This window comes from Massilia sp. Masssp94 (genome assembly GCF_059491305.1).
In genome coordinates this window covers 2,520,135-2,534,682 of sequence record NZ_CP168501.1, presented here as the reverse complement: position 1 = coordinate 2,534,682, position 14,548 = coordinate 2,520,135, and the positions used below count along the sequence as shown (strand labels likewise).

Sequence of the window (14,548 nt, the reverse complement as noted above, 5' to 3'; positions counted from 1 at the left end):
CGGAGTTGTACTGTGGCCGTTACAATCACGCCCCGAAGCAACGACACTGTTTGAGTTTGATCAGTTCAAGCAAAACCAGTTGACGAAGTTGTTATCTTGCTTCATACTCTGCGGTTCTTCGCGGTGGGGTGGCCGAGTGGTTAAAGGCAGCAGACTGTAAATCTGCCCTCTCTGAGTACGCTGGTTCGAATCCAGCCCCCACCACCAAATGCGTTGATCGTGTAGTGAATCGAATTCGTGGTACCTCGCGGGTGTAGCTCAATGGTAGAGCTGAAGCCTTCCAAGCTTATGACGAGGGTTCGATTCCCTTCACCCGCTCCAGTTTCAAATCAGCCCTTGTAGCTCAGTGGTAGAGCACTCCCTTGGTAAGGGAGAGGCCACGTGTTCAATCCACGTCAAGGGCACCAGAATTTAAACGGCTGTCGGCTGTTTCGACCGTCAGGTGTGCCTGGTAATTTTCAATATCGTTAGGATCTTAGGAGTCTAGAATGGCAAAGGAAAAATTCGAACGGACCAAGCCGCACGTGAACGTCGGCACCATCGGTCACGTTGACCACGGCAAAACCACCCTGACGGCTGCAATCGCAACCGTTCTGTCGAAGAAATTCGGCGGCGAAGCCAAGGCGTACGACCAGATCGACGCGGCTCCGGAAGAAAAAGCACGCGGCATCACCATCAACACCGCGCACGTCGAGTACGAAACGGCCAACCGCCACTACGCACACGTCGACTGCCCGGGCCACGCCGACTACATCAAGAACATGATCACCGGCGCAGCGCAGATGGACGGCGCGATCCTGGTGTGCTCCGCTGCTGACGGCCCGATGCCGCAGACCCGCGAACACATCCTGCTGGCTCGCCAGGTGGGTGTTCCGTACATCATCGTGTTCCTGAACAAGTGCGACCTGGTCGACGACGCGGAACTGCTGGAACTGGTCGAAATGGAAGTGCGCGAGCTGCTCTCGAAGTACGAGTTCCCGGGCGACGACCTGCCGATCATCAAGGGTTCGGCTCGTATGGCGCTGGAAGGCCAGCAGGGCGAAATGGGCGAAGACTGCATCATCCGCCTGGCTGAAGCCCTGGACACCTACATCCCGACCCCGGAACGTGCTGTTGACGGCGCCTTCCTGATGCCGGTGGAAGACGTGTTCTCGATCTCGGGCCGCGGTACCGTGGTGACCGGTCGTGTCGAGCGCGGCATCATCAAGGTCGGCGAAGAGATCGAAATCGTCGGTATCGTCGATACGGTCAAGACGACCTGCACCGGCGTGGAAATGTTCCGCAAGCTGCTGGACCAGGGTCAAGCTGGCGACAACGTCGGCCTGCTGCTGCGCGGTACCAAGCGTGAAGACGTCCAGCGTGGCCAGGTCCTGGCCAAGCCGGGTTCGATCAAGCCGCACACCGACTTCACGGGCGAAGTGTACGTCCTGTCGAAGGACGAAGGCGGCCGTCACACCCCGTTCTTCAACAACTACCGTCCGCAGTTCTACTTCCGTACGACTGACGTGACCGGCTCGATCGTTCTGCCGGCCGACAAAGAGATGGTCATGCCGGGCGACAACGTGTCGATCACCGTCAAGCTGATCGCTCCGATCGCGATGGAAGAAGGTCTGCGCTTCGCAATCCGCGAAGGTGGCCGCACCGTCGGTGCCGGCGTGGTTGCCAAGATCATCGCCTAAGTAATACTGTTGTACCTCCGGGCGGAACGATTCTGTTCCGCCCAACAATAGAGTGTTGCGCGAAATACCCAAGTAGCGTATAATGCTCGATTCAACTAGAAGTTTTTGTAGGGGCGTAGCTCAATTGGCAGAGCGTCGGTCTCCAAAACCGAAGGTTGGGGGTTCGATGCCCTCCGCCCCTGCCACCGAATTCGGTGCCAGGCACCCGAAAGTAAATTAAGTATGTCTAATCAATCCGTGCAAACCGTCGGCACCTCGAACGACAAGTTCAAGGTCGCGCTGGCAGTGGTTGCTACGATTGCAGGTGTGGTCGGCTTTTTCATTCTGAAAGGCCAGAACAAACCAGCCCTGATGTGCGCAGGCGCACTCGTGGCTGGTTTGGCTATTGCCGTCCTGCTGTTGTGGACTTCCGCGACCGGCCGCGATTTCCTGAGCTTCGCGAAGGAATCCGTACGTGAAACGAAGAAGGTTGTATGGCCTACCCGCAAGGAAGCGACCCAGATCACCGCCGTGGTGTTCGGGTTCGTGCTGGTGATGGCAATTTTCCTGTGGGGCACGGATAAGATTCTGGAATTTCTGATGTACGACGTGATCCTGGGGTGGAAATAATAATGAGCGATAACGTTCAGCAAGATAACGTGCCGGGTGACGCCCCGGCACAAGACGCTGGTGCGCCGCTGAGTACTCCGGTCAGCAACAAGCGCTGGTACGTCGTGCATGTCTACTCCGGCATGGAGAAGAGCGTGATGCGCGGCCTGACCGACCGCATCGAGCGCGGCGGCATGCAGGAACAATTCGGCCGCATCCTGGTTCCGACCGAAGAAGTGGTCGAAGTCAAGAATGGCAGCAAATCGGTGACCGAGCGTCGCTTCTTCCCGGGTTATGTGCTGGTCGAGATGGAAATGACCGACGAGACCTGGCACCTCGTGAAGAACACGCCGAAAGTCACTGGCTTCATCGGCGGCAAGAGCAACAAGCCGACCCCGATTCCGGCGCGCGAGATCGACAAGATCATGCAGCAGGTCCAGGAAGGTGTCGAGAAGCCGCGGCCCAAAGTGCTGTACGAAGTGGGCGAGCAGGTGCGGATCAAGGAAGGCCCGTTCACCGACTTCAACGGCTCTGTCGAGGAAGTCAACTACGAAAAATCGAAGGTGCGTGTGTCTGTCACCATCTTCGGCCGCGCGACTCCGGTGGAACTGGAGTTCGGGCAGGTAGAGAAAGTCTAAAACGCCGAATCGGAGCGTCGCAGCAGCAAGGCGGAATCCGATAAGAGGAGCTCCGCCAGGAAAAGGCACTCCGAGAAAGCGTAGCGAGCGGCGGCAGTTTCGGTGGGGGCGCCCAGCCTGAGAAGCGCAGCTGTACTTCAGTACAGCGAGCATCGCAGACCGAAAATGCAACGCGCAGTAGCTTGATCGGAGCGCCGGTATGGTGGAGCGCTACCACTCATAATCGACAAAGGAGCCTATCATGGCAAAGAAAATCGTCGGTTTTATCAAGCTGCAAGTGCCGGCTGGTAAAGCAAACCCGTCCCCCCCGATCGGCCCGGCCCTCGGCCAGCGCGGTCTGAACATCATGGAATTCTGCAAGGCCTTCAATGCCAAGACTCAAGGCATGGAACCGGGCATGCCGATTCCGGTCGTGATCACCGCCTTCGCGGACAAGTCGTTCACCTTCGAGATGAAGACCCCGCCGGCAACGTACCTGATCAAGAAATTCTCGGGCGTTACCAAAGGTTCGCCGAAGCCGCACACCGACAAGGTCGGCACGCTGACCCGTGCCCAGGCTGAAGAAATCGCAAAAATCAAGCAGCCGGACCTGACCGCCGCTGACCTGGACGCTGCTGTGCGCGTCGTGGCCGGCTCGGCTCGTTCGATGGGCATCACGGTGGAGGGTATCTAATATGGCCAAGCTGTCCAAGCGCGTCAAAGAAATCAAAGCCAAGGTCGACCGTAACAAGGCCTACGCTTTCGACAACGCCGTTGCAATCGTCAAAGAATTCGCAACCGCCAAGTTCAACGAGTCGATCGACGTCGCCGTGCAACTGGGCGTGGATCCGAAGAAATCGGACCAGGTCGTCCGTGGTTCCGTCGTCCTGCCGGCTGGTACCGGCAAGACCGTGCGTGTCGCCGTCTTCGCACAAGGCGACAAGGCCGAGCAGGCTAAAGCCGCCGGCGCCGACATCGTCGGTATGGAAGACCTGGCAGAACGCGTCAAGGCCGGCGACATGCCGTTCGACGTCGTCATCGCTTCGCCGGACACCATGCGTATCGTCGGTACCCTGGGTCAGATCCTGGGCCCGCGCGGCCTGATGCCGAACCCGAAAGTCGGCACCGTGACCCCGGACGTGGCTGGCGCCGTGCGCAACGCCAAGGCCGGTCAGGTCCAGTACCGTACCGACAAGGCAGGTATCATCCACGCCACGATCGGCCGCAAGTCGTTCAGCGACGAACAGCTGAAGACCAACCTGGTCGCGCTGATCGACGCCCTGAACAAGGCCAAGCCGGCTTCGTCGAAGGGTATCTACCTGCGCAAGGTCGCGATCTCGTCGACCATGGGCGCTGGCGTGCGTGTCGATCACGCTACCCTGGCTGCTTAATAGCAAGAATTAAGTCCCTGCAAAGTAACGCAGGGCGGATCTTTGGGCTGGCGGACTGAACCCCGCCAGGCAATCAAAGACCGTTGGGCCGAAGGCAGAGCGAGTTTTAGCACCTGCCGGAGGTTAATACAAAAAACCCAACGCAGATGGCGAACCCGAACAAGTTTTGTAGTCGATGCTTTTGTCGTACTTCTTAACTTCGGACGCCGTGTTCGAACCGATGCGGGGGACGTCCCTCACATCATTTAAGGAGATTGACCGTGGGTCTTAATCTGAATGACAAAAAGGTCGTCGTCGAAGAAGTTAGCGCGAAAGTAGCAACCGCGCAAACCATCGTCGTCGCCGAGTACCGTGGCATCCAGGTTAGTGCTCTGACGAAACTCCGTGCAAATGCTCGTTCGCAGGGCGTGTACCTGCGTGTTCTGAAGAACACGCTGGCTCGTCGCGCTGTGGAAGGCACCCAGTTCGCACCCCTGGCCGACACCATGGTTGGTCCGCTGATCTACTCGATCTCGGACGACGCCGTGGCAGCCGCCAAGGTGCTCAGCGACTTCTCGAAGACCAACGACAAACTGGTGGTCAAGGGCGGTAACTACGCTGGCAAGAACCTGGATGTCGCTGGCGTCAACGCGCTGGCAAGCATCCCGAGCCGTGAAGTCCTCATCGCCCAGCTGCTGGGCGTCATGCAGGCTCCGGTGTCCGGCTTTGCACGAGTTCTGGCTGCAATCGCAGCACAAAAAGGCGAAGGTTCCGCAGCTCCGGCAGAAGCCGCAGCAGCAGAATAAGCAAGCCTTTTTGGTCAAGTACTAATCACAATCAAATATTTGGAGTTTCAAATGGCAATTAGCAAAGAAGAGTTCCTGGACGCAGTTGGCGCAATGTCGGTCATGGAACTGAACGACCTGGTCAAGGCATTCGAAGAGAAGTTCGGCGTGTCGGCAGCTGCAATGGCCGCACCGGCAGCTGGCGGCGGCGCCGCTGCACCGGCTGCTGAAGAGCAGACCGAATTCAACGTCGTCCTGACCGAAGTCGGCGCGAACAAGGTCGGCGTCATCAAGGCCGTCCGCGAAATCACCGGCCTGGGCCTGAAAGAAGCCAAGGACGTCGTTGATGGCGCACCGAAGACCGTCAAGGAAGCCCTGCCGAAAGCTGACGCTGAAGCCGCCAAGAAGAAGCTGGAAGAAGCTGGCGCCAAGGCCGAGCTCAAGTAATACATATGCAAAGGGCGCTGAATCAGCGCCCCGCGCCGGAGTCAAAGCGCGCAGATCCCCGCCGGAAGGTGGGGTATGCGGCTTTGGCTCTTTTGTCGTCCCTACGACAAAACAAGCAGTACCCTTAGGTTTTGGTAGCACCGCAGCACAGCATTATCGTAACACAGCAGCACAGGTTCCCAATCACCCGGCCGATTGCGGCGAGATTTGAGGCCTTGCATGTGGTGGCTTAACCACTGGCAATTCCTGAATTCTCATCCTTTCTGTCACTCACGGAGTGTCCATGCACTACTCATTTACTGAGAAGAAACGCATTCGCAAGTCGTTCGCGAAGCGCGCCAACGTTCACAACGTTCCCTACCTCCTCGCTACGCAGCTGGAGTCTTACGAGAATTTCCTGCAAGCGGATGCAGGGCCCTCCGTACGCAAGAACGAAGGTCTGCAATCGGCTTTCACCTCCATCTTCCCGATCGTGTCGCACAATGGTTTTGCGCGCCTCGAGTTCCTGTCCTACGTGCTGGGTGACCCCGCTTTCGACGTCAAGGAATGCCAACAACGCGGCCTGACCTTCGCGTCGCCGCTGCGCGCCAAGGTGCGCCTGGTGATCCTGGACAAGGAATCGCCGACCAAGCCCGTCGTGAAGGAAATGAAGGAACAGGAAGTGTACATGGGCGAACTGCCGCTCATGACCGCCAACGGTTCGTTCGTGATCAACGGCACCGAGCGCGTGATCGTCTCGCAGCTGCACCGTTCGCCGGGCGTGTTCTTCGAGCACGACCGCGGCAAGACGCACTCGTCGGGCAAGCTGCTGTTCTCGGCACGTATCATTCCTTACCGCGGCTCGTGGCTGGACTTCGAGTTCGACCCGAAGGACATCCTGTTCTTCCGCGTCGACCGCCGCCGCAAGATGCCGGTGACGATCCTGCTGAAAGCCATCGGCATGACGCCGGAGCAGATCCTCGCGAACTTCTTCGTGTTCGACAACTTCAACCTGCGCTCGGAAGGCGCGGAACTGGAATTCGTGGCCGAGCGCCTGCGCGGTGAAGTCGCGCGCTTCGACATCGTCGATCCGAAGACCGGCAAGACGCTGGTAACGAAGGACAAGCGCATCAACGCCAAGAACGTGCGCGACGTCGAGAACGCCGGCATCACGCACATCTCGGTGCCGGAAGACTACCTGGTCGGCCGCGTGCTGGCGAAGAACGTCGTCGACGGCGACACCGGCGAGATCATCGCCAACGCCAATGACGAGCTGACCGACGAGCTGCTGGGCAAGCTGCGCGACGCCAACATCGACGCGATCCAGACGCTGTACACCAACGACCTGGACCAGGGCGCCTACATCTCGCAGACGCTGCGCACCGACGACACCGCCGACCAGACCGCTGCCCGCGTGGCGATCTATCGCATGATGCGTCCTGGCGAACCGCCGACCGAAGAATCGGTGGAAGCGCTGTTCCACGGCCTGTTCTACAGCCCGGAACGCTACGACCTGTCGGCCGTCGGCCGCATGAAGTTCAACCGCCGTATCGGCCGTGACGAACTGGTCGGCGACATGACCCTGTCGAACGAAGACATCCTGGCCGTGATCAAGATCCTGGTCGAGCTGCGCAATGGCCGCGGCGAAGTCGACGATATCGACCACCTGGGTAACCGCCGCGTGCGTTGCGTGGGCGAACTGGCCGAAAACCAGTTCCGCGCCGGCCTCGTGCGCGTTGAGCGCGCCGTCAAGGAACGCCTCGGCCAGGCCGAAGCGGACAACCTGATGCCGCACGACCTGATCAACAGCAAGCCGATCTCGGCCGCGATCCGCGAATTCTTCGGTTCGTCGCAGCTGTCGCAGTTCATGGACCAGACCAACCCGCTGTCGGAAATCACGCACAAACGCCGTGTCTCCGCACTGGGCCCGGGCGGCTTGACCCGCGAGCGCGCCGGCTTCGAAGTCCGCGACGTGCACCCGACCCACTACGGCCGCGTCTGCCCGATCGAAACGCCTGAAGGCCCGAACATCGGCCTGATCAACTCGCTGGCACTGTTTGCCCGCCTGAACGAATACGGCTTCCTGGAAACCCCGTACCGCAAGGTCGAAGGTTCGAAAGTCACCGACAAGATCGAATACCTGTCGGCGATCGAAGAAGGCCGCTACATCATCGCCCAGGCGAACGCGCAGATCAACGAAGAAGGCCAGTTGGTCGACGAGCTGGTCTCGGCACGTGAAGCGGGCGAGACCATCCTCGTGTCGCCGGAACGCATCCAGTACATGGACGTGGCCCCGGGCCAGATCGTGTCGGTGGCGGCATCGCTGATTCCGTTCCTCGAGCACGATGACGCGAACCGCGCACTGATGGGCGCCAACATGCAGCGCCAGGCCGTGCCTTGCCTGCGTCCGGAAAAAGCCTTCGTCGGTACCGGCATCGAGCGCACCGTGGCGGTCGACTCGGGCACGACCGTGCAGGCGACCCGTGGCGGTATCGTCGATTACGTCGACGCCGGCCGCGTGGTGATCCGCGTGAACGACGAAGAAGCGCAGGCTGGCGAAGTCGGTGTCGACATCTACAACCTGATCAAGTACACCCGTTCGAACCAGAACACCAACATCAACCAGCGTCCGATCGTGAAAGTGGGCGATCGCGTGGCACGCGGCGACGTCATCGCCGACGGCGCCTCGACCGACCTGGGCGAACTGGCACTGGGCCAGAACATGCTGGTGGCGTTCATGCCGTGGAACGGCCTGAACTTCGAGGACTCGATCCTGATCTCGGAAAACGTCGTCAAGGATGACCGCTACACCTCGATCCACATCGAGGAACTGTCGGTCGTGGCGCGTGACACGAAGCTGGGCCCTGAAGAAATCACCCGCGACATCTCGAACCTGGCGGAAAACCAGCTGGCTCGCCTGGACGAGTCGGGCATCGTCTACATCGGCGCCGAAGTGCAGGCCGGTGACGTGCTGGTCGGTAAGGTGACGCCGAAGGGCGAAACCCAGCTGACGCCGGAAGAGAAGCTGCTGCGCGCAATTTTCGGTGAAAAAGCGTCGGATGTTAAAGATACGTCGCTGCGCGTGCCGTCGGGCATGGTCGGTACCGTGATCGACGTGCAGGTGTTCACCCGTGAAGGCATCGTGCGCGACAAGCGCGCCCAGCAGATCATCGACGACGAGCTGAAGCGCTTCCGCCTGGACCTGAACGACCAGCTGCGTATCGTCGAAGGCGATGCGTTCCAGCGTCTGGAGCGTCTGCTGGTCGGCAAGACCGTCAACGGCGGTCCGAAGAAGCTGGCGAAGGGTGCCGTGATCGACAAGGCCTACCTGGACGACCTGGATAAATTCCACTGGTTCGACATCCGTCCGGCCGACGACGAAACCGCCAACGCGCTGGAGGCGATGAAGGAGTCGATCAACGAGAAGCGTCACCAGTTCGACCTGGCCTTCGAAGAGAAGCGCAAGAAGCTCACGCAGGGCGACGAGCTGCAGCCGGGCGTGCAGAAGATGGTCAAGGTCTACCTGGCCGTCAAGCGCCGCCTGCAGTCGGGCGACAAGATGGCAGGCCGCCACGGTAACAAGGGTGTGGTCTCGCGTATCGTGCCGGTGGAAGACATGCCGTTCATGGCCGACGGTACGCCGGCCGACGTCGTGCTGAACCCGCTGGGCGTTCCGTCGCGTATGAACGTCGGTCAGATCCTGGAAACCCACCTGGGTTGGGCAGCGAAAGGTCTGGGCCTGCGCCTGGGCGAAATGATCAAGGCCAAGGCCGAGACCGAGCAACTGCGCGCGTTCCTGGGCAAGATCTACAACGAAACGGGCAAGAAGGAAGACCTGGACAACTTCAGCGACCAGGAAATCGTCGAGCTGGCGAACAACCTCAAGAACGGCGTGCCGTTCGCGACCCCGGTGTTCGACGGTGCCCACGAAGAAGAGATCCGCCGCATGCTGGATCTGGCCTTCCCGGACGAGATCGCGGCCCACCTGGGCATGACCCCGTCGAAGAACCAGGTCACGATGTACGACGGCCGCACCGGCGAAGCATTCGAGCGCAAGGTGACCGTGGGCTTCATGCACATGCTGAAGCTGCACCACCTGGTCGACGACAAGATGCACGCCCGCTCGACCGGTCCGTACTCGCTGGTGACGCAGCAGCCGCTGGGCGGTAAAGCCCAGTTCGGTGGCCAGCGCTTCGGTGAGATGGAGGTGTGGGCACTGGAAGCGTACGGCGCATCGTACGTGCTGCAGGAAATGCTGACCGTCAAGTCGGACGACGTGAACGGCCGTACCAAGGTGTACGAGAACCTGGTCAAGGGCGACCACGTGATCGATGCGGGTATGCCGGAATCGTTCAACGTGCTGGTGAAGGAAATCCGCTCGCTGGGTATCGACATCGATCTCGAGCGCAGCTAATAGCCAGTACGCCGTCGTCCCCGCGCAGGCGGGGACCCATGCTGAAGTGGCTAAAGTGGCTCAGTATGGGTTCCCGCTTTCGCGGGAACGACGGAAGCGAAGTAAAGAATTCAATCACCCGGAGTGATAAATGAAAGCACTGCTCGATCTATTCAAGCAAGTTCAGCAAAACGAGAGCTTCGACGCCATCAAGATTGGCCTGGCGTCGCCCGAGAAAATCCGTTCGTGGTCGTTCGGCGAAGTCAAGAAGCCGGAGACCATCAACTACCGTACGTTCAAGCCGGAACGTGATGGCCTGTTTTGCGCGAAAATCTTTGGTCCGATCAAGGACTACGAATGCCTGTGCGGCAAGTACAAGCGCCTGAAGCACCGCGGCGTCATCTGCGAGAAGTGCGGCGTCGAAGTCACCCTGGCGAAAGTCCGTCGTGAGCGCATGGGCCACATCGAGCTGGCCTCGCCGGTCGCGCACATCTGGTTCCTGAAGTCGCTGCCGTCGCGTCTGGGCATGGTCCTGGACATGACGCTGCGCGATATCGAACGCGTCCTGTACTTCGAAGCATACGTCGTGACCGATCCGGGCATGACCCCGCTGAAGAAGTGCCAGATCATGTCGGAAGACGACTACGCCGCCAAGTACGAAGAGTACGGCGACGACTTCACCGCATTCATGGGCGCCGAAGGCATCCGTGAACTGCTGCGCTCGATCGACATCGACCGCGAAGCCGAAGCCCTGCGCGTCGAACTCAAAGAGTCGAAGTCGGAAGCCAAGATCAAGAAATACGCCAAGCGCCTGAAAGTGCTCGAGGCGTTCCAGCGTTCGGGCATCAAGCCGGAATGGATGATCATGGAAGTGCTCCCGGTCCTGCCGCCGGAGCTGCGTCCGCTCGTCCCGCTGGATGGCGGCCGTTTCGCCACGTCCGACCTGAACGACCTGTATCGCCGCGTCATCAACCGTAATAACCGCCTGAAGCGCCTGATGGAACTGCGCGCTCCGGAGATCATTACGCGTAACGAAAAGCGCATGCTGCAGGAAGCAGTGGACTCGCTGCTGGACAACGGCCGTCGCGGCAAAGCGATGACCGGCGCCAACAAGCGTCCGCTGAAGTCGCTGGCTGAAATGATCAAGGGTAAGGGCGGCCGCTTCCGTCAGAACCTGCTGGGCAAGCGCGTCGACTACTCGGGCCGTTCGGTCATCGTGGTGGGTCCGCAGCTGAAACTGCACCAGTGCGGTCTGCCGAAGCTGATGGCCCTCGAGCTGTTCAAGCCGTTCATCTTCAACAAGCTGGAACTGATGGGTCTCGCAACGACCATCAAGGCTGCGAAGAAGCTCGTCGAGCAGCAGGAACCGGTCGTCTGGGACATCCTGGAAGAAGTCATCAAGGAACACCCGGTGATGCTGAACCGTGCGCCGACGCTGCACCGTCTCGGTATCCAGGCGTTCGAGCCGGTCCTGATCGAAGGTAAAGCAATCCAGCTGCACCCGCTGGTCTGCGCGGCGTTCAACGCCGACTTCGACGGTGACCAGATGGCAGTCCACGTCCCGCTGTCGATCGAAGCACAGATGGAAGCGCGTACGCTGATGCTGGCGTCGAACAACATCCTGTTCCCGTCGAACGGCGAACCGTCGATCGTGCCGTCCCAGGATATCGTGCTGGGTCTGTACTACGCGACCCGCGAGGCGATCAACGCCAAGGGCGAAGGCATGCTGTTCCCGGACGTGTCGGAAGTCATCCGCGCGTACGACAACAAGGAAGTCGAACTGGCGACCCGCATCACCGTGCGTATCGTGGAATTCCCGCGCAACGCCGAAGGCGGCTTCGACCAGACGCTGACCCGCTACGAGACCACGGTCGGCCGTGCGATCCTGTCCGAGATCCTGCCGAAAGGCCTGCCGTTCTCGGTGCTGAACCGCGCGCTGAAGAAGAAAGAGATCTCGAAGCTGATCAACACGTCGTTCCGCAAGTGCGGCCTGCGTGCGACCGTCGTGTTCGCCGACAAGCTGATGCAGTCGGGCTTCCGTCTCGCAACGCGCGCCGGTATCTCGATCGCCGTCGACGACATGCTGATCCCGGACGTCAAGAAGGGCATGATCGCGACCGCCGAAGCGGAAGTGAAGCAGATCGAGCAGCAGTACGCCTCGGGTCTGGTCACCGCCGGCGAGCGTTACAACAAGGTCGTCGACATCTGGGGCAAGACCTCGGACGAAGTGGGCAAGGCGATGATGGACCAGCTGAAAGTGGAGCCGGTCACGAAGCGCGACGGCACGCAAGGCACGCAAGAGTCGTTCAACGCCATCTACATGATGGCCGACTCGGGCGCCCGCGGTTCCGCGGCCCAGATCCGTCAGCTGGCCGGTATGCGCGGCCTGATGGCGAAGCCGGACGGTTCGATTATCGAAACGCCGATTACCGCGAACTTCCGCGAAGGCCTGAACGTTCTGCAGTACTTCATCTCGACGCACGGCGCCCGTAAAGGTCTGGCCGACACCGCGCTGAAGACGGCAAACTCGGGTTACCTGACCCGTCGTCTGGTCGACGTGACGCAGGATCTGGTCGTGACGGAAGACGATTGCGGCACCACCAACGGCACGCACATGAAGGCGATGGTCGAAGGCGGTGAAGTGATCGAAGCCCTGCGCGACCGTATCCTGGGCCGCGTGACCGGTACCGACGTCGTCAATCCGGAAACGCAGGAAACCCTGTACGAAGCCGGCACGCTGCTGGACGAAGACATGGTCGAAGAGATCGAGCGCCTGGGCATCGACGAAGTGAAGGTCCGCACGCCGCTGAACTGCGACACCCGTTATGGCCTGTGCGCGAAGTGCTACGGCCGTGACCTGGGCCGCGGTATGCTGGTGAACTCCGGCGAAGCCGTCGGCGTCGTGGCAGCACAGTCGATCGGTGAGCCGGGTACCCAGCTGACCATGCGTACGTTCCACATCGGTGGTGCGGCATCGCGTGCGGCAGTGGCATCGTCGGTGGAAGCCAAGTCGAACGGTACGGTCCGCTTCACGGCGACCATGCGTTACGTGACCAACGGCAAGGGCGCCCAGATCGTCATTTCGCGTTCGGGCGAAGTGCTGATCACGGACGACCATGGCCGCGAGCGCGAGCGTCACAAGGTGCCGTACGGCGCGACGCTGGCCGTCCAGGACGGCATGGTCGTCAAGGCCGGCGTGCCGCTGGCAACGTGGGACCCGCTGACCCGTCCGATCATCACGGAATACGGTGGCACGATCAAGTTCGAGAACGTGGAAGAGGGCGTCACCGTCGCTCGCCAGGTCGACGACGTGACCGGCCTGTCGACCCTGGTGGCGATCGACCCGAAACGCCGCGGTTCGGCCAGCAAGGTCCTGCGTCCGCAGGTCAAGCTGCTGAACGAACAAGGCCAGGAAGTCAAGATCGCGGGCACGGAACACGCCGTGACGATCGGCTTCCAGGTCGGCGCGCTGATCATGGTGAAGGACGGCCAGCAGGCATCGGTGGGTGAAGTGCTTGCACGTATCCCGACCGAATCGCAGAAGACCCGTGACATTACCGGTGGTCTGCCGCGCGTTGCCGAGCTGTTCGAAGCCCGTTCGCCGAAAGATGCCGGCATGCTGGCGGAAGTCACCGGTACGGTCGCATTCGGTAAAGAGACCAAGGGCAAGCAGCGCCTGGAAATCACCGACATGGACGGCAACAAGCACGAGTTCCTGATCACCAAGGACAAGCAAGTGCTGGTGCACGACGGCCAGGTGGTGAACAAGGGCGAGATGATCGTGGACGGCCCGGCCGATCCGCAAGACATCCTGCGCCTGCTGGGTATCGAAGCGCTGGCCCGCTACATCGTCGACGAAGTGCAGGACGTGTACCGTCTGCAGGGCGTGAAGATCAACGACAAGCACATCGAGGTGATCGTTCGCCAGATGCTGCGTCGTGTTCAGATCGTCGAAGCCGGCGACACCGACTACATCGTCGGCGAGCAGGTGGAGCGTTCGGAACTGCTGGAAGAAAACGACCGCGTGACGGCCGCAGGCAAGCTGCCGGCGACCTACGAGAACGTGCTGCTGGGTATCACGAAGGCATCGCTGTCGACCGACTCGTTCATCTCGGCCGCATCGTTCCAGGAAACCACCCGCGTGCTGACCGAAGCGGCGATCATGGGCAAGCGCGACGGTCTGCGCGGCCTGAAGGAAAACGTCATCGTCGGTCGCCTGATCCCGGGCGGTACCGGTCTGGCATTCCACCGCGCCCGCAAGGAGAAAGAAGCGTGGGAAGCGGAAGAGCGCGCAGCGCTGCTGCAGCAGGAAAAGGCCAACATGGCTGCCGAGCTGCAGGCGATGGAAGACCAGCAGAACGCTGCGGCTTCGGTCGAACAGCATCACGGCGACGGCGAGTGATCGCTTCAGCCTTGGCTTAATCAGCTGATGAAAACGGCACCTCGAGGGGTGCCGTTTTTTTTGGTGCGCCCAGCATGGGCGCACTCTTGTGGGTGGAAGTCCCGCCGCGAGCTGACCACAGCGAGCGAAGCGAAGCGCAACTGCACGAGGGCGACCGACTGTGGGGAGGAAGCGTGGAGCGAAACTGCGAGCCGATGAACAAGAATCGGATACAAGGCGCTGCCGAGCAGGGCGAGCGGGCCAAAAACCGCGAAGCTCTTGTGGTCAAGGCGAAGCGGCGTAGATCCG

Annotated in this window: 9 protein-coding genes and 4 tRNA genes; all 13 read left to right on the top strand. The window is 60.6% G+C overall.

Translation table 11 applies throughout. From position 1 onward, the window contains the following. Nucleotides 1-122: 122 nt before the first annotated feature. The 13 genes from ACEN9G_RS11180 to rpoC all read left to right on the top strand — a co-directional run bounded on the left by ACEN9G_RS11180 (nucleotide 123) and on the right by rpoC (nucleotide 14,260). Nucleotides 123-207 (top strand) — tRNA-Tyr (locus ACEN9G_RS11180). Nucleotides 208-247: 40 nt separating this feature from the next. Continuing rightward, nucleotides 248-321: transfer RNA gene (locus tag ACEN9G_RS11175), tRNA-Gly, on the top strand. Between the two features lie 11 nt (nucleotides 322-332). After that, nucleotides 333-407, top strand: a tRNA-Thr gene (locus ACEN9G_RS11170). 81 nt (nucleotides 408-488) lie between these two features. Next, on the top strand, nucleotides 489-1,679 hold the full coding sequence (gene tuf, locus ACEN9G_RS11165) for an elongation factor Tu (protein ID WP_160406738.1): 1,191 nt from the start codon (nucleotides 489-491) through the stop codon (nucleotides 1,677-1,679). 109 nt (nucleotides 1,680-1,788) lie between these two features. Then, nucleotides 1,789-1,864, top strand: a tRNA-Trp gene (locus tag ACEN9G_RS11160). A 37-nt stretch (nucleotides 1,865-1,901) separates the two neighbouring features. Next, nucleotides 1,902-2,288 (top strand): preprotein translocase subunit SecE, encoded by a 387-nt coding sequence (gene secE / locus ACEN9G_RS11155; protein ID WP_056128720.1) that lies wholly within the window; start codon nucleotides 1,902-1,904, stop codon nucleotides 2,286-2,288. Between the two features lie 2 nt (nucleotides 2,289-2,290). Further along, on the top strand, nucleotides 2,291-2,905 hold the full coding sequence (gene nusG, locus ACEN9G_RS11150; RefSeq protein WP_413339960.1) for a transcription termination/antitermination protein NusG: 615 nt from the start codon (nucleotides 2,291-2,293) through the stop codon (nucleotides 2,903-2,905). A gap of 241 nt (nucleotides 2,906-3,146) precedes the next feature. Next, the gene (rplK, locus tag ACEN9G_RS11145; RefSeq protein WP_036239070.1) at nucleotides 3,147-3,578 is read left to right on the top strand and encodes a 50S ribosomal protein L11; all 432 of its coding nucleotides are present in this window, start codon (nucleotides 3,147-3,149) and stop codon (nucleotides 3,576-3,578) included. Nucleotide 3,579: 1 nt separating this feature from the next. After that, nucleotides 3,580-4,275, top strand: coding sequence for a 50S ribosomal protein L1 (gene rplA, locus ACEN9G_RS11140; RefSeq protein WP_056128713.1), 696 nt, complete (start codon nucleotides 3,580-3,582; stop codon nucleotides 4,273-4,275). Nucleotides 4,276-4,535: 260 nt separating this feature from the next. Next, nucleotides 4,536-5,060: a 50S ribosomal protein L10 gene (rplJ, locus tag ACEN9G_RS11135; RefSeq protein WP_056128711.1), complete on the top strand. Its 525-nt coding sequence runs from the start codon at nucleotides 4,536-4,538 to the stop codon at nucleotides 5,058-5,060. A gap of 51 nt (nucleotides 5,061-5,111) precedes the next feature. After that, on the top strand, nucleotides 5,112-5,486 hold the full coding sequence (gene rplL / locus ACEN9G_RS11130) for a 50S ribosomal protein L7/L12 (RefSeq protein WP_056128709.1): 375 nt from the start codon (nucleotides 5,112-5,114) through the stop codon (nucleotides 5,484-5,486). A gap of 283 nt (nucleotides 5,487-5,769) precedes the next feature. After that, a complete protein-coding gene (gene rpoB, locus ACEN9G_RS11125; protein WP_413339963.1) occupies nucleotides 5,770-9,879 on the top strand; it encodes a DNA-directed RNA polymerase subunit beta in 4,110 nt (1,369 codons plus the stop codon). 130 nt (nucleotides 9,880-10,009) lie between these two features. Further along, complete coding sequence (rpoC, locus tag ACEN9G_RS11120; RefSeq protein ID WP_413339965.1) at nucleotides 10,010-14,260, top strand: DNA-directed RNA polymerase subunit beta'; 4,251 nt, start codon at nucleotides 10,010-10,012, stop codon at nucleotides 14,258-14,260. Nucleotides 14,261-14,548 lie beyond the last annotated feature (288 nt).

What these genes read in the sequence shown, in the direction of transcription:
- rpoC (WP_413339965.1), top strand. Translation starts at nt 10,010, where the DNA reads ATGAAAGCACTGCTCGATCTATTCAAGCAAGTTCAGCAAAACGAGAGC.
- secE (WP_056128720.1), top strand. Translation starts at nt 1,902, where the DNA reads ATGTCTAATCAATCCGTGCAAACCGTCGGCACCTCGAACGACAAGTTC.
- rpoB (WP_413339963.1), top strand. Translation starts at nt 5,770, where the DNA reads ATGCACTACTCATTTACTGAGAAGAAACGCATTCGCAAGTCGTTCGCG.
- nusG (WP_413339960.1), top strand. Translation starts at nt 2,291, where the DNA reads ATGAGCGATAACGTTCAGCAAGATAACGTGCCGGGTGACGCCCCGGCA.
- rplL (WP_056128709.1), top strand. Translation starts at nt 5,112, where the DNA reads ATGGCAATTAGCAAAGAAGAGTTCCTGGACGCAGTTGGCGCAATGTCG.
- rplA (WP_056128713.1), top strand. Translation starts at nt 3,580, where the DNA reads ATGGCCAAGCTGTCCAAGCGCGTCAAAGAAATCAAAGCCAAGGTCGAC.
- rplK (WP_036239070.1), top strand. Translation starts at nt 3,147, where the DNA reads ATGGCAAAGAAAATCGTCGGTTTTATCAAGCTGCAAGTGCCGGCTGGT.
- tuf (WP_160406738.1), top strand. Translation starts at nt 489, where the DNA reads ATGGCAAAGGAAAAATTCGAACGGACCAAGCCGCACGTGAACGTCGGC.